The 21,203-nt window shown below is 35.2% G+C and carries 26 protein-coding genes, 1 pseudogene, 1 riboswitch and 1 other annotated feature; of the genes and pseudogenes, 18 read left to right on the plus strand and 9 right to left on the minus strand.

Annotated features, from left to right (window positions below):
• Positions 1-99: 99 nt before the first annotated feature.
• On the minus strand, positions 100-549 hold the full coding sequence (cynS, locus tag U860_RS0108865) for a cyanase (protein ID WP_025148237.1): 450 nt from the start codon (positions 547-549) through the stop codon (positions 100-102).
• 34 nt (positions 550-583) lie between these two features.
• The gene (locus tag U860_RS0108870; RefSeq protein WP_025148238.1) at positions 584-1,165 is read right to left on the minus strand and encodes a carbonic anhydrase; all 582 of its coding nucleotides are present in this window, start codon (positions 1,163-1,165) and stop codon (positions 584-586) included.
• 167 nt (positions 1,166-1,332) lie between these two features.
• Between U860_RS0108870 and U860_RS0108875 the strand changes: the two genes are divergently transcribed.
• The 7 genes and pseudogenes from U860_RS0108875 to U860_RS0108905 all read left to right on the plus strand — a co-directional run bounded on the left by U860_RS0108875 (position 1,333) and on the right by U860_RS0108905 (position 4,448).
• The gene (locus U860_RS0108875) at positions 1,333-1,764 is read left to right on the plus strand and encodes an Lrp/AsnC family transcriptional regulator (protein WP_025148239.1); all 432 of its coding nucleotides are present in this window, start codon (positions 1,333-1,335) and stop codon (positions 1,762-1,764) included.
• A 312-nt stretch (positions 1,765-2,076) separates the two neighbouring features.
• Positions 2,077-2,481: a phosphate-starvation-inducible protein PsiE gene (psiE, locus tag U860_RS0108880; RefSeq protein WP_025148240.1), complete on the plus strand. Its 405-nt coding sequence runs from the start codon at positions 2,077-2,079 to the stop codon at positions 2,479-2,481.
• 142 nt (positions 2,482-2,623) lie between these two features.
• Entirely contained in the window at positions 2,624-3,139 is a 516-nt protein-coding gene (gene speG / locus U860_RS0108885; protein ID WP_025148241.1) for a spermidine N1-acetyltransferase, read from the plus strand.
• 153 nt (positions 3,140-3,292) lie between these two features.
• Positions 3,293-3,499 (plus strand): DUF3955 domain-containing protein, encoded by a 207-nt coding sequence (locus U860_RS0108890; protein WP_025148242.1) that lies wholly within the window; start codon positions 3,293-3,295, stop codon positions 3,497-3,499.
• A gap of 33 nt (positions 3,500-3,532) precedes the next feature.
• Positions 3,533-4,012: a DUF2975 domain-containing protein gene (locus tag U860_RS0108895; RefSeq protein WP_025148243.1), complete on the plus strand. Its 480-nt coding sequence runs from the start codon at positions 3,533-3,535 to the stop codon at positions 4,010-4,012.
• A gap of 11 nt (positions 4,013-4,023) precedes the next feature.
• A pseudogene (locus U860_RS0108900) lies at positions 4,024-4,250 on the plus strand (helix-turn-helix transcriptional regulator); the annotation flags it as partial.
• Positions 4,236-4,448 (plus strand): DUF3955 domain-containing protein, encoded by a 213-nt coding sequence (locus U860_RS0108905; RefSeq protein WP_025148245.1) that lies wholly within the window; start codon positions 4,236-4,238, stop codon positions 4,446-4,448. The pseudogene U860_RS0108900 and the gene U860_RS0108905, both read left to right, overlap by 15 nt.
• Positions 4,449-4,587: 139 nt before the next feature.
• On the opposite strand, the gene U860_RS0108910 is transcribed toward U860_RS0108905, so the two are convergent.
• Positions 4,588-4,866 (minus strand): hypothetical protein, encoded by a 279-nt coding sequence (locus U860_RS0108910; RefSeq protein WP_002144954.1) that lies wholly within the window; start codon positions 4,864-4,866, stop codon positions 4,588-4,590.
• 136 nt (positions 4,867-5,002) lie between these two features.
• Here U860_RS0108910 and U860_RS0108915 point away from each other — a divergent pair, with 136 nt between their 5' ends.
• Positions 5,003-5,242, plus strand: a complete 240-nt coding sequence (locus U860_RS0108915) for a DUF3947 family protein (protein ID WP_025148246.1) — start codon at positions 5,003-5,005, stop codon at positions 5,240-5,242.
• 32 nt (positions 5,243-5,274) lie between these two features.
• Here U860_RS0108915 and crcB (U860_RS0108920) read toward each other — a convergent pair whose 3' ends face one another.
• Complete coding sequence (gene crcB, locus U860_RS0108920; RefSeq protein WP_025148247.1) at positions 5,275-5,631, minus strand: fluoride efflux transporter CrcB; 357 nt, start codon at positions 5,629-5,631, stop codon at positions 5,275-5,277.
• Complete coding sequence (gene crcB / locus U860_RS0108925) at positions 5,628-6,032, minus strand: fluoride efflux transporter CrcB (RefSeq protein ID WP_025148248.1); 405 nt, start codon at positions 6,030-6,032, stop codon at positions 5,628-5,630. The genes crcB (U860_RS0108920) and crcB (U860_RS0108925) overlap by 4 nt, the downstream gene beginning before the upstream one ends.
• 54 nt (positions 6,033-6,086) lie before the next feature.
• Positions 6,087-6,146, minus strand: a riboswitch (Fluoride riboswitch).
• 159 nt (positions 6,147-6,305) lie between these two features.
• Here crcB (U860_RS0108925) and U860_RS0108930 point away from each other — a divergent pair.
• From U860_RS0108930 to tyrS, 5 genes are all read left to right on the plus strand, one after another.
• On the plus strand, positions 6,306-7,364 hold the full coding sequence (locus U860_RS0108930) for an endonuclease/exonuclease/phosphatase family protein (RefSeq protein WP_025148249.1): 1,059 nt from the start codon (positions 6,306-6,308) through the stop codon (positions 7,362-7,364).
• Between the two features lie 47 nt (positions 7,365-7,411).
• On the plus strand, positions 7,412-7,558 hold the full coding sequence (locus tag U860_RS35610; RefSeq protein WP_162790997.1) for a hypothetical protein: 147 nt from the start codon (positions 7,412-7,414) through the stop codon (positions 7,556-7,558).
• 43 nt (positions 7,559-7,601) lie between these two features.
• Positions 7,602-7,997: an SET domain-containing protein gene (locus tag U860_RS0108940; RefSeq protein WP_025148250.1), complete on the plus strand. Its 396-nt coding sequence runs from the start codon at positions 7,602-7,604 to the stop codon at positions 7,995-7,997.
• Between the two features lie 387 nt (positions 7,998-8,384).
• A complete protein-coding gene (murB, locus tag U860_RS0108950) occupies positions 8,385-9,299 on the plus strand; it encodes a UDP-N-acetylmuramate dehydrogenase (protein WP_025148251.1) in 915 nt (304 codons plus the stop codon).
• A gap of 100 nt (positions 9,300-9,399) precedes the next feature.
• Positions 9,400-9,615 (plus strand) — a binding site (T-box leader).
• Positions 9,616-9,671: 56 nt separating this feature from the next.
• Entirely contained in the window at positions 9,672-10,931 is a 1,260-nt protein-coding gene (gene tyrS / locus U860_RS0108955; RefSeq protein WP_025148252.1) for a tyrosine--tRNA ligase, read from the plus strand.
• 195 nt (positions 10,932-11,126) lie between these two features.
• Here the strand turns inward: tyrS and U860_RS0108960 are convergent, their stop codons facing one another.
• The 3 genes from U860_RS0108960 to U860_RS0108970 all read right to left on the minus strand — a co-directional run bounded on the left by U860_RS0108960 (position 11,127) and on the right by U860_RS0108970 (position 13,590).
• Positions 11,127-12,305 carry an NAD(P)/FAD-dependent oxidoreductase gene (locus tag U860_RS0108960; RefSeq protein ID WP_002174140.1) on the minus strand — a complete coding sequence of 393 codons (1,179 nt, stop codon included), beginning with the start codon at positions 12,303-12,305 and terminating at the stop codon, positions 11,127-11,129.
• 44 nt (positions 12,306-12,349) lie between these two features.
• Complete coding sequence (locus tag U860_RS0108965) at positions 12,350-12,790, minus strand: DUF1641 domain-containing protein (RefSeq protein ID WP_002174139.1); 441 nt, start codon at positions 12,788-12,790, stop codon at positions 12,350-12,352.
• Between the two features lie 452 nt (positions 12,791-13,242).
• Positions 13,243-13,590, minus strand: a complete 348-nt coding sequence (locus U860_RS0108970; protein ID WP_025148253.1) for a helix-turn-helix domain-containing protein — start codon at positions 13,588-13,590, stop codon at positions 13,243-13,245.
• Between the two features lie 395 nt (positions 13,591-13,985).
• On the opposite strand from U860_RS0108970, the gene U860_RS0108975 reads away from it, so the two are divergent.
• From U860_RS0108975 to U860_RS0108985, 3 genes are all read left to right on the plus strand, one after another.
• Entirely contained in the window at positions 13,986-15,149 is a 1,164-nt protein-coding gene (locus U860_RS0108975) for an MFS transporter (RefSeq protein ID WP_205206306.1), read from the plus strand.
• Between the two features lie 13 nt (positions 15,150-15,162).
• Positions 15,163-16,005, plus strand: a complete 843-nt coding sequence (locus U860_RS0108980; RefSeq protein WP_205206307.1) for an aldo/keto reductase — start codon at positions 15,163-15,165, stop codon at positions 16,003-16,005.
• Between the two features lie 134 nt (positions 16,006-16,139).
• Positions 16,140-17,048 carry a thioester domain-containing protein gene (locus U860_RS0108985; protein ID WP_025148256.1) on the plus strand — a complete coding sequence of 303 codons (909 nt, stop codon included), beginning with the start codon at positions 16,140-16,142 and terminating at the stop codon, positions 17,046-17,048.
• A gap of 225 nt (positions 17,049-17,273) precedes the next feature.
• Here U860_RS0108985 and U860_RS0108990 read toward each other — a convergent pair whose 3' ends face one another.
• Positions 17,274-17,912: an NAD(P)-dependent oxidoreductase gene (locus tag U860_RS0108990; protein WP_025148257.1), complete on the minus strand. Its 639-nt coding sequence runs from the start codon at positions 17,910-17,912 to the stop codon at positions 17,274-17,276.
• 314 nt (positions 17,913-18,226) lie between these two features.
• On the opposite strand from U860_RS0108990, the gene U860_RS0108995 reads away from it, so the two are divergent.
• Complete coding sequence (locus tag U860_RS0108995) at positions 18,227-19,657, plus strand: alanine/glycine:cation symporter family protein (protein ID WP_025148258.1); 1,431 nt, start codon at positions 18,227-18,229, stop codon at positions 19,655-19,657.
• Positions 19,658-19,957: 300 nt separating this feature from the next.
• Positions 19,958-21,139, plus strand: coding sequence for a nucleoside transporter C-terminal domain-containing protein (locus U860_RS0109000; protein WP_025148259.1), 1,182 nt, complete (start codon positions 19,958-19,960; stop codon positions 21,137-21,139).
• Positions 21,140-21,203 lie beyond the last annotated feature (64 nt).

Below are 21,203 nucleotides of genomic sequence, written 5' to 3' on the forward strand. Positions count from 1 at the left end.
CATAGTAAAAATCCATCCTTGTTATACAGTTAGATTAAAAAGGATGGATTTTTTAGGTCTATAAAATTATTTTAATTATATAGATAGATTTTTAATTAATTACCATGTACGGAAGGGTAAGAATTTCCCATTAAGTGTAATAACGATACGAGGATCGCCACCTTTTGGATCTTCTTGTGTGTCCACACCTAGATTGAAGTTAATTGCACTCATTACACCTTCGCCAGCTTTTTCTAAGATTAATTCTCTAAGAGTTGGTGCGTATTGTAACATCATTTCATATAATCGATATAAGATTGGGTCAGTAGGAGGCATTTGTATTACTTGACCTCTAAGTGGAACTACTGTTAATGCTTGAACTACTTCTTCATCTAATTCTAATAGTTTACCGATTTTTTCTGCTTCTGAACGTGTCATTGTAGCTTGTCCTAATAACGCTGTTACAACCCAAGTCTCAGAGTTTTTACTTACTTTTGAAATTTCTTCCCATGTTAAACCTTTTTTAATTTTTGCTTCCATAATTTTTTGCGTAGCTTCTTGTCTATTCATATCTAATAACTTCCTTCCATTTAAGTAATAATAATTAATTTTTCATACCATTTAATGTTTTATATCCATCAACTACTAAATCTAATTTACCTGTGTGAGGATCAATAACTAAACCATGTACAGGAACATCTTTTGGAATAAGAGGATGATTTCTTACTAAATCAACATTAGCTTGAGTTGAATGACAGACATCATCGAATCCAAATAACCATTTTTCAAGGTCAACACCAGCATATTCAATCGCTGATAAAATTTCTGGTGAAGCTACTCCACGGTCTAATATTTTTTGAAGTGTTCCTTTTGGATTAGTTTGACTCGCACCACATCTATGGTGTCCGATAAGGAAGATTTCATCTGCATTTAAATCATATACTGATGCTACAACACTTTGCATAACACTATCGAAAGGAGAAGCAATTTTACCACCTGTATTTCTGATAACTTTTGCATCACCATCGTGTATATCTAAAGCTTTTGGAAGTAGCTCAATTAAACGAGCATCCATGCAAGAAACAACAACCATACGTTTTTTAGGTATTTTTGTCGCTTCACGAGGAGCGTATTCCTTATTTTCTACAAATTGTTCATTGAACGATAAAATATCTTGTAATAACATATTTGTAACCTCCTTTAAATCTAGATGTATTTTTTTGTTGCGTCCTCTATGTTATAAGTAAATATAACTGATAAATAATGTGATGTAAGAGGATAAACTAAGTATAGTGAACTGTATCGATAAGCAGAATAAGTTGGCGAAACACTTTCTGGCTTTCTACTTTCACGGTGAAAGGATTGGTTTATATCATTGATCAAACAGATTTTGAGATACTGAAATTATTAGGAGAAAACTCAAGAATACAATGGAAAGAACTTGGCCAAAGAATACATATGACGGGGCAGGCTGTAGGAAATCGAATTCGAAGATTAGAGGATTTAGGGATTATTGAACAATATACAATCGCAATAAACCGAATCAAATTAGGACAAGTAGTGACTGCATTTGTTACTTTATTCGTAACAACAGCTAATCATCAAGAGTTTATGAATTTCTTTCAAAAAGAAGAAGGAATTTCTGAAGTACACCGTATAAGTGGTGAGGGGTGTTATTTATTAAAAACACATTTTGCTTCTAATGAAGACTTGGATAACTTTCTAGGACGACTATTAAAGTACGGGAATTATCGTGTTAACCTATCAATAGGAAAGCTAAAATAAGGTTGACGGTTATAGTAACATTATTTGCTAACCTCTATTTGTATAGAGATAATAAAGTAGTTTAATTTTTATCCCGCATTAACGGTGAAGAAAAAAACCACTGATTAAAGTTTCACTTTATTTTACATAGTCAGAGCCTTACTACAATTTGTGTGTAGTAAGGCTTTTTAAAGTTGTTTAAAAGATGCGAGTCATCCTATTCAACAATCGGGCTGAATTGTTGAGGGAAACATGAGACGATTTTTCAAGGGAATCATAAATAATTTTGCTATAATGAACAAGTACTTATACGAAGGGGAGTTTAAAGAGAAAATGAAATCATTTAACATCGATCATTTTATTGCGAGTGTTTTACAGTGGATATTAAATACTGCTCTAATCATATTATCCATTGTCTTATCCATCTTTTTAATTAATGAGACGATTACTTTTATTCAATACATATTTTCGGCGAAGAAGTATACATCTTATAAATTAGTTGAAAGTATTATCGTCTACTTCTTATACTTTGAGTTTATCGCATTAATTATTAAGTATTTCAAATCGAATTATCATTTCCCGTTACGTTATTTTATTTATATCGGAATTACGGCATTAATTCGATTAATTATTGTATCTCATGATGAACCGTTTGAGACGTTATTATATGCAGGATCCATTCTTGTTTTAGTCATTGCTTTATACATATCAAATTTGAGAGATTTAAGAAAAGAGTAGTAGTGCAGACATAAGTTTGCACTACTTTTTTACGTCTTGACCTTCAAGTAACTTGAAGGTTTACAATGTAATTAGGGCGTTTGAAATCGAAAAAAATAGAGAAATTAAGTGAAGAGGTTTCTTTTACTTGGGGGTTATAGGAATGAGTCAGGAATTGAAGTTACGTCCATTAGAACGAGAAGATTTAAAGTTTGTACACGAACTTAATAATAACGCACATATTATGTCTTATTGGTTTGAAGAGCCGTATGAGGCATTTGTGGAGCTGCAGGATTTATATGATAAACATATACATGATCAAAGTGAACGCCGGTTTATCGTTGAGAAAGATAATGAGATGGTTGGATTGGTCGAATTAGTAGAAATTGATTATATTCACCGTAGAACTGAATTCCAAATTATTATTGATCCTAATTATCAAGGGCACGGTTATGCAGCTGATGCAACGCGTTTAGCGATGGATTACGCTTTTTCTGTATTAAATATGCATAAAATATATTTAGTTGTCGATAAAGAGAATGAAAAGGCTGTACATGTGTATAAAAAGGTTGGATTTATGGTGGAAGGTGAGTTACAAGACGAGTTTTTCGTTGATGGCACTTACCATAATGCGATAAGAATGTGTATGTTCCAAAAGGCATACTTAGGAGCAAAATGATTGAGTGATAAGGCTATAGACAATGATTTGTCTATAGCCTTATTATTATGTTAAACAACAACTATTTATCGTTTTACGATAAATAGTTGTTGACTTATAATGTGGGTGGATTTATTATGATGGTAGCAAGCATAGTGAAAAGGAGAGTATATTATGAAAAGTAAATATTTAGTATCTATAGCTTTAATGCTTTTAGGGGCTACTTGTTTAACAATTCATGCGACAACTAGTAAAGTAGCAGCAAATGGTTTGCTTGTAGAACCATTCTTTTTTCTAGTACCAATAAGTTATTTACTGTTCTTTAGTGGTATTGGAGTGTCGCTATTTGGAATTATTACTTCAAAGTTGAAAAAACAGTAATAGATACACACTGTTAGTTCAGGAGGTTATTTTGTGAAACAAAAAGAATTGTCATTATGGCTAAAGTTGATTATCGTACTTTGTGGATGTTTTGGTTTATTGTTCTGTATATATATTGGGCCAGAAACGGGAAGAGCGGTATTGTTAGCTTCAGAAAGTTTGAAGGGGCTATATAAGCCATTCGTAATATTCATTTGGATCACAGGAATTCCATTTTTCAGCGCTTTATTTTTAGGATGGAAAATATGTTCAGATATTGGTTCAGACAAAGCCTTTACTGTAAAAAATGCGAATAGATTAAAGATAATTAGCATCTTATCGATGACTGAAGGTGTTTTATATATCGGAGCATTATTATATATTTTCGTAGCTGGAAGTTATCATACGAGCGTTTTAGTTATTCTGTTACTTATTTTGTTCTTCTCGGTCGTTATATCTATTTTTACTTCCTTACTTTCTCATTTGGTTAGAAAAGCAAGTGAAATAAAAGATGATAATGACTTAACGATTTGAGGTGTTCTGTTATGGCGATTGTAGTAAATCTCGATGTAATGTTAGCGAAAAGAAAAATGAGCGTGACAGAGCTATCTGAGAAATTAGGAATTACAATGGCGAATGTCTCGATATTAAAAAATGGAAAAGCAAAAGCAATTAAATTCTCAAGTTTAGAGAAAATATGTGAAGTTTTAGAGTGTCAGCCAGGTGATATTTTAGAGTATGAAAAGGAGAAATTATGATGAAGAAAAAGTATTTATTAGCGTCTAGTCCGATATTTTTAGGAGTGCTATGTATAATTATGTTTAATATAATTGGTTCGGAAGTGAAGCCGGATGGAACTTTAGTGGAACCATTTTTCTTAATTCCATTAGCTTATTTATTTGTTTTAATTGGAATTATTACGATTTTGTTCGTAGCTATTTTCTCGATGTTTAGAAAAAAACAGGTATAATTTTATCACGCATTAATGGGCAGCCCGATTGATGAGGGCTAATAATCAGTGGGGATGAACAAAATTCCCACTGATTAAATTTTCACTTTATATGTAATTGAAAAGACCGTATTTTTACGGTCTTTTATGTTTTTTTACTTTAGTATGGAGTAGGAAGCGGGGATCCTGGTGGTCTCCACCAAGATTCAACGGTTTTCCAAGCGGTATTATAATCGTAACCTCTTCCAAGTAAGTAGCCGATAGCAACAGCTTCGGTTAATGCGTGTTGATAGCCGAGATGAGCAGCTTCACGTAATCCGTGAGAAACAGCAGGACCAATTATAGCGATTGTTTGGTGCTTTAATGGATTCTGGGGATGCCAATGTTGATCTCGATAATAGTTATCTTGAGTAAAAGGCTGTTGTTCGTAGAAACTCATATTTTCACGCCCTTTCATATATTGGTGGGCATTTATATACTCTATGAAGGTGTTTTATGTAAATTTAAAACACTCACATCGTATGTAAACATAACATGTAAAAGGAATTTACTCTGTATATAAAGTGAGCTGAATAATGATGAACCATTATTTTTACACTGGAAGACAAGCAGGGCCGGCTATTACACTGGCCGGGGCACAGGAGACAATTCAAGCAGTACATCAGGCTATTCAAATGCAACAACAAGCACAGATGGGGCACATGATGCAGAGTCAGTATATGCCGTATACACAGCCTCCGATGCAAATCGTGCATTATAATGTGTATCCAGCTGGTTTATTTTCAATTCCTTATGGTGCAACATACTTTTTATGAAAGAAAGCGACTGATAAGAGTCGCTTTCTTTTTTATATTCCGCCTAACTTCATCCCAAGGAATGCGAATGTGATACCGATTATATAAGCAGCACTTAAATATAAAAAGAAGGTGCAAAAGTTTTTACGATTAAGTAGCTGGATGGACTCTAATTTAAATGTGGAAAATGTAGTGAAGGCGCCCATGAACCCTGTGCCTAATAATAATTGCCAACTTGTAGTTATCCCTTTGCCAATTATATATCCGAGTAAAAATGCTCCCGTTATATTAATGAGAAATGTAGCAATTGGAAATGAAGTTTTGTTTCTTTCTTTAAACCAATTGCTAATCGCAAATCGTGTGATGGCACCGAAGAATCCGCCGACTGCTACTAATAAAGTACTAATCATGATTTTCCACCTTCCCCAAGGCGTTTTTGTAGTGAAAGGTTGCCAAGTTGATAGCCGAGTCCAGACATAATTAGACCACCTAGCATGCTGCATAATACATATAAAAAGGCGATACCTAACTCAGAATGATTGATTAGTTTTACAGTTTCGACGCTAAATGTTGAAAACGTCGTAAATGAACCGATAAAGCCGGTTCCAATCCCTGTGATAACTTCGGAAGGTAAGATGTTTAACCGAGCAATATAAGTGGTCAACCAAGCTAGTAAGAAACAGCCAATTAAGTTAATCGTTAATGTAGCGAATGGTAATGAATGATGCCAAAACATATCGATAGTAAGGCCTAAATAATAACGGGAAAGGGCGCCTAATACACCAGCTATGCCAACAATAATATATATCAATTTCTTCACCTCTCTAATAGTTTACTCAAAAAAAATAGACTCCTACCAGTGTACATACTGGTAGGAGTCATTAGCTATGCAGCGGTTATGGCGAACTCCATCGCCTATAAGTTCTATTTATAGTGTACTAAATATTATTTTGGATTGCCAATAAATATGTTAATGTTAAGTTTTTCTTATGGTAAAATATTTCTTGTGTTTTTAATGTGCTTTCATTTAACTAAAAATGCAGAAAAGCAAAATATTATTTCGTGAATAAAGGAGTCATATGTTTTGAAGAAATTTTTAAAAATAGTATTAATATTTATTTTAATAGTGGCTTGTATTCTAGGTGGATTTTTAGCGTATATGACACTTACAAAAGAGCGGCCGGCGGACGTTATAGACGTAAAGGTTGAAAATAATAAAGAGCGCGTATTACAGCCAGGAAATGAATTTAAAGTTACAACATTTAATATTGGATATGCTGGATTAGATAAGGATCAAGATTTCTTTATGGACGGGGGAAAAGGTTCGGGTTCGAGTAGTAAGGAGCAAACCGAGACTAATTTAAAAAATATACTTTCGTTTTTACAAAGTGAGAATAGTGATTTTACATTGTTACAAGAAGTTGATAAAAAATCTCTTCGCTCATTTGATATAAATGAGCATGAATTTTTGAAACAAGGATTATCAGATTATGCTACAACGTTTGGGAAGAATTATGATACCAAGTGGATTCCTGTACCGGTCACAAAACCGATGGGATATGCTGAGGGAGGACTAAGTACATTTTCTAAATACACAGTTCAAAAAACAACGCGATTCCAGCTGCCAGGAATGGAGCCTTGGCCGAAGCGTTTATTCGATTTAGATCGGGCAATTGTCGAACATAAAATCCCAGTTAATAATGGTAAGTATGTTAGGCTCGTAAACGTACATTTATCTGCTTATGATGAAGGCGGAAAAATTAGAAAGCAACAAGTAGAATATTTAAAAGAATATATGAACAAGTGTTATCAAAATGGTGATTACGTAATATTAGGTGGAGATTGGAACCAGTTACTTTCTAATGTCCAATTAAGTGATCCTAAGTTTGTAAAAGAGCGTCCCGAATGGTTAGTAGAGTTGCCAAAAGACTTTGCGGACGGAGGATTTCAATGGGCTGTAGATCCTTCTGTTATGACGGTAAGGGATGATGTGAAGAAATATGTGGAGGGTGAAAATTTCGTCACTATTATTGATGGTTTTATCGTTTCGCCTAATGTCGAAATTGTAAATGTACAAGGCAAAGATTTAAAGTTTGAAAATAGTGATCATAACCCAGTGAGTGCAGTATTTAAACTGAAGTAATCGAAACGTATAAGTGTAGGAACAGAGTAGCATAAAGGATGTTACATATGGTTAATCAGCAAGTGGAGTCGTTAGAAAATATTTTAGAAAAACAATTTCACTTTAAAAGAGCACAAATGATGTGCTCTTTTGCATTTAAACGAATACTTGGTAGGAATTTAATTGCTTTTCTCTTCGTTTTCTGCCAAGCTTAAGGAGATAAAATACTTCAAAGAAAGAATTATATAGGTGACGAATATGATTGAAGTTAAGACTTCTGAACTTAGTGATGGAGAATTTAATAGAGGTGTATTTGCAACTCGTGATATTAAAAAGGGTGAGTTGATACACGCAGCACCAGTTATCTCTTATCCGAATGAACAGCATGAACATATTGAGAAAACATTACTTGCTGACTACGCATTTGAGTATGGGATAAATCATACGGCAATCCTTTTAGGATACGGTATGTTATTTAATCATTCATATACGCCGAATGCAACGTATGATATTGTTTTCGAGAATCATACGTTTAACTTCTTCGCTTATAAAGATATAAAAGCGGGAGAAGAGATTCTAATCAATTATAATGGTGAAGTTGATAACGATGAACTGTTATGGTTTGATAAAGAAAAAGAAGAGAACGAAAAGTAAATTAAAGAGTATAGAAAGAGTGCATTCTGTTGGATGTACTCTTTTTTGTTGATGAAAATAAAGTAAAGATTACAAAAAAATACCACTTTTCTTTCGTGTGGTATAGTAAGATACTGAAGGATAGTGCTTTGAAAAACCTATATATTTTACAAATTGTTGTCTATATGGTTACATGTCAAGTTTAGTAGCCCATTTGGGTTGCTTTATTATGCGATATATATTTTAATATGAGTGGAACCTCTTATAATTTAAGAGGTTCATAGGTGTGTTTTATGTACACTTTATCTACCACTTGAGCTTTTTATTTGTAGTGCGTTTTTTATGTGGGGATATTATGGGCCCGTAGATAGCGGGATAAAAAGATTATAGAAATAGAGGAATCGTAAAATGAATATGCAAGAGGTTTATAAATATTTAAGTACAGTATTGCCTGAAGGTCATGTGAAGCAAGATGAAATGTTAAAGAATCATACGCATATTAAAGTAGGAGGAAAAGCGGATGTGTTCGTTGTTCCTACGAATTATGATGAAATTCAAGAAGTTATAAAGTATGCAAATCAATACAATATTCCAGTTACGTTTTTAGGAAATGGCTCTAACGTTATTATTAAAGATGGCGGTATTCGTGGTATTACAGTAAGTTTAATTCATATTACAGATGTTACTGTGACAGGAACAACAATTGTTGCGCAATGTGGTGCGGCGATTATTGATGTATCACGTATTGCATTAGACCACTGTTTAACAGGACTTGAGTTTGCTTGTGGTATTCCAGGTTCAGTTGGTGGGGCGTTATATATGAATGCTGGTGCGTACGGCGGTGAAGTAGCGTTTGTATTAACAGAAGCTGTCGTAATGACGGGTGATGGAGACTTACGTACTTTAACGAAAGATGAATTTGAATTTGGCTATCGTAAGAGTGTGTTTGCGAACAATCATTACATTATTCTTGAAGCGAAGTTTGAACTTGAAGAAGGTGTACGTGAAGAAATTAAAGGAAAAATGGATGATTTAACGTTTAAGCGTGAATCAAAACAACCGTTAGAGTATCCTTCATGTGGTAGTGTATTTAAGCGTCCACCAAATAACTTTGCTGGCAAGCTTATTCAGGAATCAGGATTGCAAGGTAAGCGAATTGGCGGTGTAGAGGTTTCTCTAAAACACGCTGGATTTATGGTGAATGTGGATAACGGAACTGCACAAGATTACATCGATCTAATTCATTTTGTACAAAAAACAGTTGAAGAGAAATTCGGTGTGAAATTAGAGAGAGAAGTAAGGATTATTGGAGAAGATATATAATAATCTTTGAACTAAAAACGTATGAACTATTTTAAAATAACATTTGGGTATTGTTGACAATTTGTTTTTAATTGAATATAATGGCTAATAATTTAACATATGAAATACGTTGAAAGAGCCCAGTAGCAGTTTGTCACTGTTATCGAGAGAGCTAGGGGTTGCTGGAACCTAGCACAAACAAACTTGTGAATTACACTCTGGAGTATCTTAGGTAATGCTAAGCGGAGTAGCAATCGATATTATTGCTAAGAGTGGTATGAATAGCTATGCTATTTATGCAAACTGGGTGGTAACACGGTGAATAATCGTCCCTATGTCTATCGTAGACATAGGGGCTTTTTTGTTTTTAAAAAATAAAGGGGATGGCAAGAGATGAATATTATTGATGAATTAGAATGGCGCGGTGCTGTTAATCAACAGACGGATGCAGAAGGATTACGTAAGCTAGTAGAAGAGAAAGAGATTTCGTTATACTGTGGGGTAGATCCGACCGGTGATAGTATGCATATCGGACATTTGATTCCTTTTATGATGATGAAAAGATTTCAATTAGCTGGACATCATCCGGTTATTTTAATTGGTGGGGCAACAGGAACAATTGGTGATCCGAGTGGACGCCAATCAGAGCGTCAATTGCAAACTTTAGAAGTGGTGCAGCATAACGTAGATGCGTTAACAGCGCAAATGAAAAAGCTATTTGATTTCGGCGGGAATAGCGAAGTGAAGATGGTAAATAACTACGACTGGACACATGAAATAAACATTATCGAGTTTTTACGTGATTACGGCAAAAACTTTAGTATCAATAGTATGTTAGCGAAGGACATTGTAGCAAGTCGTTTAGATACAGGAATTTCTTTCACAGAATTTACGTACCAAATCTTGCAAGCGATGGACTTCCATCATTTATACACAAAAGAAGATGTTCAATTACAAATTGGCGGTAGTGACCAATGGGGAAATATTACGAGCGGTTTAGATTTAATTCGTAAGTTAGAAGGTCATGAAGCGAAAGTATTCGGATTAACGATTCCGTTATTATTGAAATCAGATGGTACGAAATTTGGTAAATCGGCAGGTGGTGCAGTTTGGCTCGATCCTGAAAAAACAACACCGTTTGAATTTTACCAGTTTTGGGTGAATACAGATGACCGTGACGTAATTAAATACTTGAAATACTTTACGTTCTTAACGAAAGAGCGCATTGATGAATTGGCAGTGAAGGTGGAAACAGAACCACATAAACGTGAGGCGCAAAAAGTATTAGCGGAAGAAATGACGAAATTCGTTCACGGAGAAGAGGCATTTTTACAAGCTGTGAAAATTACATCGGCATTATTTAGCGGAGATATTAAATCGTTAACAGCTGATGAAATTGAACAAGGATTTAAAGAGATGCCGACATTCCAATCTTCAAAAGAGACGAAAAATGTTGTAGAGTGGCTAGTTGATTTAGGAATTGAATCATCTAGAAGACAAGCACGTGAGGATATTAATAATGGTGCTATATCTATGAACGGTGAAAAAGTAACGGATGTCAGCACGGATGTTACTGTAGAAAATTCTTTTGATGGAAGATTTATTATTATTCGTAAAGGGAAGAAGAACTACAGCTTAGTGAAACTGGGATAATAGTTTTTGTGGAAGAGTGGAAGTAAGGAAGATACTTTCACTCTTTCCTATACACAATTTCGACGCGAAAAAGTCAGTATATTTAGATAACTAAAGAGGGTTATAGTATTCCTCTGCCGAATATAAGTAAGTAGCGAAAATTACGGATAAAAATAGCCCGAACCATGCAGGGCATGATTCGGGCTTATATTCAGATTAGTAAGCTAAGCTGAATAGGCCTTTAATGTGTGATAAGTAACGAACGTTACTTGCTTCTTTCATTAATGATGCTGGTAAACCTTTAAGTGGAGTATTGCTTGCTCCAATTGTAGCAACAGCATCTTTACGCCCTAGACTAGCAAGTGTTCCAGAGTTTACAGGTGCGAACTCTTCGAATGCTTTGCCTTCTAGTGCTGCGTATAAGTTGTATCCAATTAACTCACCCATTTGCCAAGCGATTTGTGCAGTTGGTGGGTATGGACGACCGTCTGGAGAGAAGACAACAGCGCTGTCTCCAGCAACGAATACGTCTTTGTGAGAAGTAGATTGTAGGTATGCATCAACTGTTGCACGACCACGGTTTACTTCAAGACCTGATTCACCGATTAATGGGTTACCTTGTACGCCGCCTGTCCAAACGAATGTGTTAGCAACTAGTTTTTGACCGTCTTTTAAGTCGATTTCATTGCCAGCAACGTTTGTTACAGGAAGACCTGTTAAGAATGTAACGCCGCGTGCTTCTAAGCTAGTAGTTGCACGTTCGATTAAGTGGTCTGGTAATACAGGAAGGATTTTTGGACCTGCTTCAACAAGAAGAAGTTTAACTTCTTTTGGATTTACGCCGTGGCTTTTTGCAAGTTTAGGCATGATGTCAGCAAGCTCACCAACTAGCTCAACGCCAGTTAATCCGCCACCACCGATTACGATTGTAGCATCAGCTTCGTTTTTCGTTTTAGCGTATTCACGAATACGGTCTTCAACGTGTTTGTAGATTTTGTTTGCATCAGCAGCAGATTTTAATACCATGCTGTTTTCTTCTAGTCCTGGAATACCGAAGTAAGCAGTTTTACTTCCTAAAGCAACTACAAGTGCATCGTAAGATAAAGTAGTGCCACCAGCTAGTTTGATTTCTTTGCTATCAACTGAGAATGACTCAACTGTTGCAATTTTAAGATCGATGTCTTTGCCTTTGAAAAGCTTTGTAAGTGGCATTGCAACTGCTTGCTCAGCAACGTTACCAGCTGCAAGGCGGTGTAGTTCAGTGATGATTTGGTGTGTTGGGTATTGGTTAATCACTGTAACTTGTGCTTCTGATTTGCTGTAATATTTACGTACGTTTAAAGCGGCAAGAAGACCGCCATAACCAGCGCCTAAGATGACAATTTGTTTTGACATAGTATGATATCCCCCGTCTTTACTAATTGTTGTTATAAGTTAAATTATTTATTATTACGTTCTGCACTAACTTGAAGATATGCGTTTACAAAGCGGAACATTTTTTGTGCTTGTGGGTCTTTTAATAATTTTAATAGACCGAACAGGCCGATAACTTCGCTGCTTTCATCAGCGCGATCTTTCGCTTCGATAGCAGTTGCAGCCATGCTTTTCACTGTATCTTTTACAGGTTCTACAATCTCTTGGATTGCGCTAACAGTGTCGCTTTTTAATACTTCGTCAGTAGCAACAGTTTGAGCGAAGTCATAAGACTTAGTTAAAATGTTAACAAGCTCAGTTAATTTTGGAAGCTGCTCCACTAGTGTTGTTAATGATTCTTGTACCTCAGGTTTTAACAACTGATCAAGTACATCAAGTTGTCCTTGGCTAGCAGAAATTTGTACAGTTTCTTGTTCTGGCTTTGTTTGAGTCATAGTTTCTGGCATCTCCAATTCTCCTTTACGATAGCAATACTCTTATTTTTTTGGAATTAATATCCCTGGCATAGGTAAGGACAGAAAAAGTTTGCGAAACTTTATACAAAGTTTCACAAAACATAATAAAATGCCTTTAAATTTATGAGGGCAAATAAGCCGAAATCATAAATCTAAAACCATAATGTCTTACCTATTATCTATGAACTGTCCGATACATGGCTTGTCCGCATAATGGAAAGTTCCCTTATCGGAAAGTGTATATAATATATAACCTATATTATATACTATATACACGTATGTTAACATAAAAATGATTCCTAATTATTTGATATTGAGTCCGTAACCTAGTACTGACAAGGCATGAAAGCGCATAAATTATTTTGTCTAGGTTAGAAATGTACATATATATGTAGAAAAAAAGGAAAAAAAGAACAAATTTTTGTTCTTTTTTTCCTTTTTTCTTATTGTTCACCCTCTGTAATTAACATGGATGTGTTGCCGCTTTTTTCAAGATGGCATTCGCCCCAAGTACAAAGAGAATCAAGAATCGATTCTAAAGACCACCCGTAGTCAGTGAGGGAATATTCTACTTTTGGTGGTACTTGATTATATACCTTTCTGTGAATAACGCCATCTTCTTCTAATTCACGTAATTGCTGCGTTAACATCTTTTGTGCAATACCAGGCATTAAACGTTTTAGTTCACTCGTTCTCTTTGTACCTTTCGTTAAGTGGCAAAGGATAACGACTTTCCATTTTCCGCCGATAACCTCTAAAGTTGCCTCCACAGGAATATTATATTTCTTCATATAAAAATCTCCTTTGATGAACATAGATTTCAGTTCTTCAATAAAAGAAGCTAAATAAACTTAAATGTTACTTTTTAGTGCCTATAGCACTTTAAAGTGCGTACTTTTTATCGTGTTGAATATGTTTCATAATAGCATACGTAAGAGGGAAATGAGTAGTACGGTACTAAAAAGTGCCTATGTTACTTTTTGGTACCTATCGTACTTTAAAGTGCGTTCTTCAAAAAAAGAATGAAACCAATCATAATAGTATTTATAAGCAATAAAGTTATTTTTGTAGAAGATAAAAAGGCCTTTTTATCATACTATTATGATTGGATTTCTTGCATTAAGGAGGAGTTCAATTGAATTCATATACAGTATCTTCTTCGGCTGTTCAGACGAATCGAAGAAGTATGTTAGCTTTATTAGCGCTAGCAATTAGTGCGTTTGGGATTGGTACAACCGAGTTTATTAGCGTTGGTTTATTACCGTCTATTTCAGAGGATTTACATGTTTCTGTTACAACAGCGGGCTTAACCGTTTCTTTATATGCATTAGGAGTAGCGTTTGGCGCTCCTGTGTTAACGGCGTTAACAGCTACTATGTCGAGAAAGACGTTATTAATGTGGATTATGATTGTTTTCATTATTGGTAATGGAATTGCAGCGGTAGCAACGAGTTTTACTGTTTTACTTATCGCAAGGGTTGTCTCTGCATTTGCACATGGTGTTTTTATGTCAATTGGTTCAACGATTGCAGCTGCAATCGTCCCAGAAAATAAACGTGCTAGCGCAATTGCTTTTATGTTTACAGGTTTAACCGTTGCGACTATTACAGGTGTTCCTATTGGAACATTTATTGGTCAACAATTTGGCTGGAGAGCATCGTTTATGGTGATTGTATTAATTGGAATCGTTGCCTTAGTCGCAAATAGTGTGCTAATTCCGTCTAATTTAAAAAAAGGTACGTCTGTATCATTTCGTGATCAATTCAAACTAATCACGAATGGAAGACTATTACTTGTTTTCATCATTACTGCATTAGGATACGGGGGGACGTTTGTAACATTTACGTATTTATCTCCGCTATTACAAGAAGTGACAGGGTTTAAAGTAAGTACCGTTACAATGATTTTGTTAGTGTATGGAATCGCAATTGCGATTGGAAATATGATTGGCGGGAAGTTATCAAATCATAATCCAATTCGCGCATTATTTTATATGTTTTTCATTCAAGCAATTGTATTATTCGTACTAACATTTACAGCGCCATTTCAAGTAGCTGGGCTTATTACAATTATTTTCATGGGACTATTCGCATTTATGAACGTTCCCGGGCTACAAGTGTATGTCGTTATATTGGCTGAACGTTTCGTGCCGAGTGCCGTTGATGTTGCATCAGCAATTAACATTGCAGCGTTTAATGCAGGGATTGCCCTCGGTGCTTATTTAGGGGGCATTGTAACGAACTCGTTAGGGCTAATTCATACAGGCTGGGTAGGCGGCATTATGGTAGTAGGCGCTGTTATTTTAACAGCATGGAGTATGAGCTTAGAAAAAAGAGATCAAGTGAAATAAGGGAGAGAAGAGTATAATGAAAAATTTACAAAGTAAAACAGTATTGCATAACGGTGTAGAAATGCCTTGGTTCGGTTTAGGTGTATTTAAAGTAGAAGATGGACCGGAACTGGTAGAGGCTGTGAAATCGGCAATTAAAGTAGGATACCGTAGTATTGATACGGCTGCGATTTATGGAAATGAAAAAGCGGTTGGAGAAGGCATTCGCGCTGGTATAAAAGAAGCAGGAATTTCGCGAGAAGATTTATTCATTACTTCAAAAGTATGGAACGCAGATCAAGGGTATGAAACAACACTCGCTGCATATGAAGAGAGCTTAAAAAAATTAGAGCTAGATTATTTAGATCTATATCTTGTTCATTGGCCTGTTGAAGGGAAATATAAAGATTCGTGGAGAGCTTTAGAAACACTTTATAAAGAAGAGCGTGTACGTGCAATTGGTGTAAGTAACTTCCAAATCCATCACCTGAAGGATGTAATGGAAGGTGCGGAAATTAAACCGATGATTAATCAAGTCGAATATCATCCGCGTTTAACGCAAAAAGAACTACAAGCTTTCTGTAAAGAGCAAGGTATTCAACTGGAAGCATGGTCACCGCTTATGCAAGGTCAACTATTAGATAATGAAACATTACAAGAAATTGCTAATAAATATGGTAAGACAACAGCTCAAGTTATTTTACGATGGGATTTGCAAAACGAAGTTGTAACAATTCCAAAATCAACGAAAGAACATCGTGTTATTGCAAATGCTGATATATTTAACTTCGAATTAACGAAAGAAGATATGGAAAAAATCGATGCGTTAAACGAAAATCACCGTGTTGGTCCAGACCCTGATAACTTTGATTTCTAAATTTATAGTGGAGAGAAAGAGTGCAAACAGTTAGCACTCTTTTTTTATTTTTTTTGTTTTGCTTATGCATAAAAAAATGTTCTAACTAAATAATAAACAGTAGTAAATTTGTTATTTTATAAGGGGTTGTAGACATGAATATAAAACGATCGTCCAAGCTAATGGCTGCTTTTTTGAGTGTTTTATTTGTATTTACGAACTTATTATTCCCACTTCAAAAAGCATCCGCAGAAGTTATGGACCATACAAAGTATGAAATGGATTGGAGTTATAGTAGGACAAAGAAGAAGCCAATTCGAACAGAACTTATTAAAACTGCAGATGGTAAAATTGCTTTTTGCTTAAATGTAGATTTGAAATCTCCAAGCGGTCAAGATTTACCGGAAATGGGGAAAGTGGATATTGAAGTGTACCGCGTATTATTAAACGGATATCCACAGAAGAGTCCGCAAGAATTAGGTGTTTCTGATTGGCGAGAGGCACATTACGCAACGCAGCTTGCGGTGTGGAATGCGTTAAAACAAATTGATATTAACGATTTAGATTTTCGTAATAAAAATGTAGAAAAAGTAACGAAAGATATAGTTGCAAAAGCAAGCGCTAGTGAGGAATTACAAGAAATTACGATGAGTGTAAATCCTACAGAAGAACAAGAAGCAGTATTGAAAGATGAGTTTTTTGAAACTGGTTTATATACAGTGCAAACAAACGCTAAAAGCGGAACGTATAAAGTACAAGCAACAGGTGCACCAGAAGGCGCGAAGTTCGTAAATGAAAAAGGTGAAGCGAAAACTGAATTTAATGTAGGAGAGAAATTCCGCATTTTAATTCCGAAACAAACGCCATCGGGTGGATTTAGCTTTAAAGTATCAGGAAATTTAACGAAATTACAAGGGATTGCGCATAAAGGAACGCCGACGATTCAAAATGCAGTTGTGTTACTTGAGCGTAGTGAAGAAAAAACGAGTCCAGAGTTAGCGGTAAGTTGGAAGAAGGCTGAAGGGCCACATAAACCAAATAAACCGAATCAACATAAAAGATAAAGGAGAAAGCATTGGCATTTGCCAATGCTTTCTCTTATGCACACATCATTAATTATATTAGGGAAATATAATTAATGATGTAATACAAGATGATGTTAAGCAGACAGAAGAAGTGTTCTTTAAAATTACAAAGCAAGGTTTTGAAAGAACAGAAGGTATACAAGAGGTAAATGCTTAAAATAAATAAAAAAGGCTCGTAAACATAATGTTTACGAGCTTTTTTTATTACTCAGCTTCAGAAACAACTGTGAAGCGTTCATTTATATGTTTTGGATTTTCGATTTCATCAAGTGCTGCTACTGCGAAGTCTTCGTAACTTACGTAGCTATCACCTTTTGCGTTAACAAGAAGGTTGTCTTTACCAGCTTTATAAGAACCAGTGCGTTTTCCTAGTGCAAATAGCGCAGAAGGGCTGATGAATGTCCAAGTAATATCGTTTGTTTGTTGTAAGATTTCTAAGTTTTTACCTTGGTTTTGAGCAGTTGCTAGGTATTCTTTTGGGAATCCTGGTGTGTCGAATACACGTGTTGTTTTCTCTTCGTCTACAAATAGGCTTCCAGCTCCGCCCACTACAAGTAATTTTGTATTTGGTGCACCTTTTAGGGCTTCAATTAGTACGTTTCCTGCATCTACGTGAAGATGCTCTTCACCCGCTGGAGCACCGAATGCATTTACAACAACATCGAATGCTTGTAGGTCATTAGATGTAAGGTTGAATACATCTTTCTCTAAAACTTTTACATTGTCTTCTGTAATTTTTGCAGCGCTTCTTACGATGGCAGTTACTTCATGTCCGCGATCTAATGCTTCTTTTAAAATACGACTTCCTGCTTTTCCGCTTGCTCCGATAATTCCAATTTTCATAATAATTCCCTCCAAAGTGTTTTGTTAAAGTGTATATCTGAAAATGAATGAATTTAATGTAATTAGGTTTGTTACAACCTGTTGTAATCATTATAGTTACAGGTCGGTTTTTTTGTCAATGCATTTGTTTATGGAATTATTTCTTGTTTTAGTATGTACAGTTCGTAAATATAGAGTCATAAATCATAACAAATAACACCATTATGTTATAAAACCTAACATATGGAAGTAATACCCTGTCGAAAAATGTTGATTTTTGAATATTTTTTGAATATAATTCAATTTATGAAGAAAAAAGGGAGGGGACTAATTGTATGAATATTTTAGAACAGTTCGTTTCATCAACGAATACAATTCTTTGGTCATATATTCTTATTGCAATGTTAATTGGTTTAGGGCTTTATTTTTCTATTAAATTGAAATTCGTACAAATTACTCATTTAGGGGAAATGGTTCGACTAATGAGTGATGGATTAACTGGAAAGACACGTAAAAAGGGCAGCGTATCGTCATTCCAAGCTTTTTGTATGAGTTCAGCAGCTCGTATTGGTATCGGGAACTTAGCTGGGGTAGCACTAGCTATTTCTATGGGAGGACCTGGAGCTGTATTTTGGATGTGGGTTATTGCGATTATCGGGGCGTCTTCAAGTTTCGTAGAAAGTACGCTTGCGCAAATTTATAAAATAAAAGACGGCAGTGGCTTCCGTGGTGGTCCTGCTTATTATATGGAAAAAGGTTTAAATAAACGTTGGATGGGAATTTGGTTCTCTATTCTTATCACAATTAGTTACGGTTTAATTTTCAACTCAGTACAAGCAAATACAGTGACATTAGCATTTAAAAATGCTTTTGGCATTGAGCGTTATATTGTAGGGATTGTGTTAGCTGTATTAGTCGCGGTTATTATTTTTGGTGGTGTGAAAAGTATTGCGCGTATGTCAGAAATGATCGTTCCACCAATGGCAATTATTTATATTGCAGTAGCTATTTTCGTTGTTATTAAAAACTTCTATTTACTACCAGATGTGTTCACAGAAATCTTTAAAGGTGCATTCGGTTTAGATTCAGCTGTAGGTGGCGGTATCGGTGCTGCGATGAAATATGGTATCCAGCGCGGATTATTTGCGAACGAAGCAGGTATGGGTAGTGCGCCGAACGCAGCAGCAACAGCTGATGTAACGCATCCAGCGAAACAAGGTTTTATTCAAACGATCGGTGTTTTAGTAGATACGTTCTTAGTATGTACATCAACAGCATTTATCGTATTATGTTCTGGTGCATATAAAGCGACAAATTTAGAAGGTATTGAATTAACACAAAATGCATTAAGTTCACAAATTGGCCCATGGGCAAGCAGCTTCTTAGCGATTATTATTTTCTTATTTGCGTTTAGTTCACTTCTAGGAAACTACTATTATGGTGAAACGAATATTGAATTCATTAAACAAAGCAAAACTTGGTTAACAATTTATCGTATTGCGGTAGTGGGAATGGTATTATTCGGTTCTGTTGCGACGCTTCAAGTCGTATGGAATATGGCAGATTTATTCATGGGTCTAATGGTAATCACAAACTTAATTGCGATTACACTTCTTGGACGATTTGCGTATGCTGCATTAGCGGACTATGTAAGGCAAAAGAAACAAGGGAAAGATCCAGTTTTCAGTGCAGATTCTATTCCTGGTTTAACGAATACAGAGTGTTGGGATAAGCCAGCGGTAGCGGATAAAGAAAAAGCTGTATAATAAAAGATGAAACGAGCATCAAAGAAATTTGATGCTCGTTTTTTTATGGTGATAAACTAAGGAGAGAGGTAAAAGACGAACATTAACGTGGTTTTATAATAAAATGTAATTTTTTTAAGGGAAATGCAGATGTGAGTTATAATTTGTGTTAGAATGGTTAATGGCCTTGGAATAAGAGGTTAGATGACTTTTTATATTCATTTCTATGTTTTTAATGATAAATGGAAAGTTCGGATTATTTCTTATTTCGAGTTGTCAGACGTTCAACATTAAAGAAGAGTTAAATGGAGGATTTTATTAATGAAGTTTGTTATGTTTCTTGTAGGACTACTCGTTGTATTTGTACTCGGTTTTCTTATAAGTGCGGATCGAAAGAAGATTAAGTATAAACCAATCATGGTTATGCTTGTTATTCAGTTAGCGTTAACGTATTTCTTATTAAATACACAAATTGGTTATATTTTAGTAAAAGGAATTTCGGATGGATTTGGGGCACTTCTTGGATATGCGGAAGCTGGAATCGTTTTCGTATTTGGAGGTCTTGTTAATAAGGGAGAAGTTTCATTCTTCTTAACGGCATTATTACCAATCATATTCTTTGCGGTATTAATCGGAATTCTGCAGCATTTTAAAATTTTACCGATATTTATTCGTGCTATTGGTACTTTGTTAAGTAAAGTAAATGGTCTAGGAAAACTAGAATCATATAATGCAGTAGCAGCTGCGATTGTTGGACAAGCAGAAGTATTCATTACAGTAAAAGATCAATTAAGTAAAATCCCGAAGCATCGTTTATATACACTATGTGCATCTTCGATGTCGACAGTATCGATGTCAATCGTTGGTTCTTATATGAAAATGATTGAGCCAAAATATGTAGTAACAGCACTTGTATTAAATTTATTTAGTGGTTTCATTATTATTCATATTATTAATCCGTACGATATTACGGAAGAAGAGGATACACTAAAGTTAGAAAATAAGAAAAAGCAATCATTCTTTGAAATGTTGAGCGAATATATTATGCTTGGTTTCACGATTGCGATTACGGTAGCAGCAATGTTACTTGGTTTCGTAGCATTAATTACAGCAATCAATAGCTTGTTTGATTCAGTGTTCGGTATTACATTCCAAGCTATTTTAGGATATATTTTCTCACCATTAGCGTTCGTAATGGGTATCCCGCAATCAGAAATGGTAACAGCGGGACAAATTATGGCAACGAAATTAGTATCGAACGAATTTGTTGCGATGCTTGATCTAGGAAAAGTAGCTGGTGATTTATCAGCTCGTACAGTCGGTATTCTTTCTGTATTCCTTGTATCATTTGCGAACTTCTCATCTATCGGAATTATTGCAGGTGCAACGAAAGGAATTGATGAAAACCAATCAAACGTTGTTTCATCATTTGGATTACGACTTGTATACGGTGCGACACTAGTAAGTCTTTTATCAGCGATTATCGTTGGTGTTATGTTATAAAGAGGGTTAGATGGTCTCGGTATAATACCGAGATCATCTCTTTTTGAGGAATAAATTTACATAA

This window comes from Bacillus sp. H1a, from assembly GCF_000633475.1.
GTDB classification, from domain to species: Bacteria; Bacillota; Bacilli; order Bacillales; family Bacillaceae_G; genus Bacillus_A; species Bacillus_A paramycoides.

What these genes read in the sequence shown, in the direction of transcription:
- U860_RS0108985 (WP_025148256.1), top strand. Translation starts at nt 16,140, where the DNA reads ATGAATATAAAACGATCGTCCAAGCTAATGGCTGCTTTTTTGAGTGTT.
- murB (WP_025148251.1), top strand. Translation starts at nt 8,385, where the DNA reads ATGAATATGCAAGAGGTTTATAAATATTTAAGTACAGTATTGCCTGAA.
- U860_RS35610 (WP_162790997.1), top strand. Translation starts at nt 7,412, where the DNA reads ATGGTTAATCAGCAAGTGGAGTCGTTAGAAAATATTTTAGAAAAACAA.
- U860_RS0108965 (WP_002174139.1), bottom strand. Translation starts at nt 12,790, where the DNA reads ATGCCAGAAACTATGACTCAAACAAAGCCAGAACAAGAAACTGTACAA.
- psiE (WP_025148240.1), top strand. Translation starts at nt 2,077, where the DNA reads ATGAAATCATTTAACATCGATCATTTTATTGCGAGTGTTTTACAGTGG.
- U860_RS0109000 (WP_025148259.1), top strand. Translation starts at nt 19,958, where the DNA reads ATGAAGTTTGTTATGTTTCTTGTAGGACTACTCGTTGTATTTGTACTC.
- U860_RS0108915 (WP_025148246.1), top strand. Translation starts at nt 5,003, where the DNA reads ATGATGAACCATTATTTTTACACTGGAAGACAAGCAGGGCCGGCTATT.
- U860_RS0108890 (WP_025148242.1), top strand. Translation starts at nt 3,293, where the DNA reads ATGAAAAGTAAATATTTAGTATCTATAGCTTTAATGCTTTTAGGGGCT.
- U860_RS0108910 (WP_002144954.1), bottom strand. Translation starts at nt 4,866, where the DNA reads ATGAGTTTCTACGAACAACAGCCTTTTACTCAAGATAACTATTATCGA.
- speG (WP_025148241.1), top strand. Translation starts at nt 2,624, where the DNA reads ATGAGTCAGGAATTGAAGTTACGTCCATTAGAACGAGAAGATTTAAAG.
- U860_RS0108870 (WP_025148238.1), bottom strand. Translation starts at nt 1,165, where the DNA reads ATGTTATTACAAGATATTTTATCGTTCAATGAACAATTTGTAGAAAAT.
- cynS (WP_025148237.1), bottom strand. Translation starts at nt 549, where the DNA reads ATGAATAGACAAGAAGCTACGCAAAAAATTATGGAAGCAAAAATTAAA.
- U860_RS0108960 (WP_002174140.1), bottom strand. Translation starts at nt 12,305, where the DNA reads ATGTCAAAACAAATTGTCATCTTAGGCGCTGGTTATGGCGGTCTTCTT.
- tyrS (WP_025148252.1), top strand. Translation starts at nt 9,672, where the DNA reads ATGAATATTATTGATGAATTAGAATGGCGCGGTGCTGTTAATCAACAG.
- U860_RS0108975 (WP_205206306.1), top strand. Translation starts at nt 13,986, where the DNA reads ATGTTAGCTTTATTAGCGCTAGCAATTAGTGCGTTTGGGATTGGTACA.
- U860_RS0108995 (WP_025148258.1), top strand. Translation starts at nt 18,227, where the DNA reads ATGAATATTTTAGAACAGTTCGTTTCATCAACGAATACAATTCTTTGG.
- crcB (WP_025148247.1), bottom strand. Translation starts at nt 5,631, where the DNA reads ATGATTAGTACTTTATTAGTAGCAGTCGGCGGATTCTTCGGTGCCATC.
- U860_RS0108905 (WP_025148245.1), top strand. Translation starts at nt 4,236, where the DNA reads ATGAAGAAAAAGTATTTATTAGCGTCTAGTCCGATATTTTTAGGAGTG.
- U860_RS0108990 (WP_025148257.1), bottom strand. Translation starts at nt 17,912, where the DNA reads ATGAAAATTGGAATTATCGGAGCAAGCGGAAAAGCAGGAAGTCGTATT.
- U860_RS0108970 (WP_025148253.1), bottom strand. Translation starts at nt 13,590, where the DNA reads ATGAAGAAATATAATATTCCTGTGGAGGCAACTTTAGAGGTTATCGGC.
- U860_RS0108940 (WP_025148250.1), top strand. Translation starts at nt 7,602, where the DNA reads ATGATTGAAGTTAAGACTTCTGAACTTAGTGATGGAGAATTTAATAGA.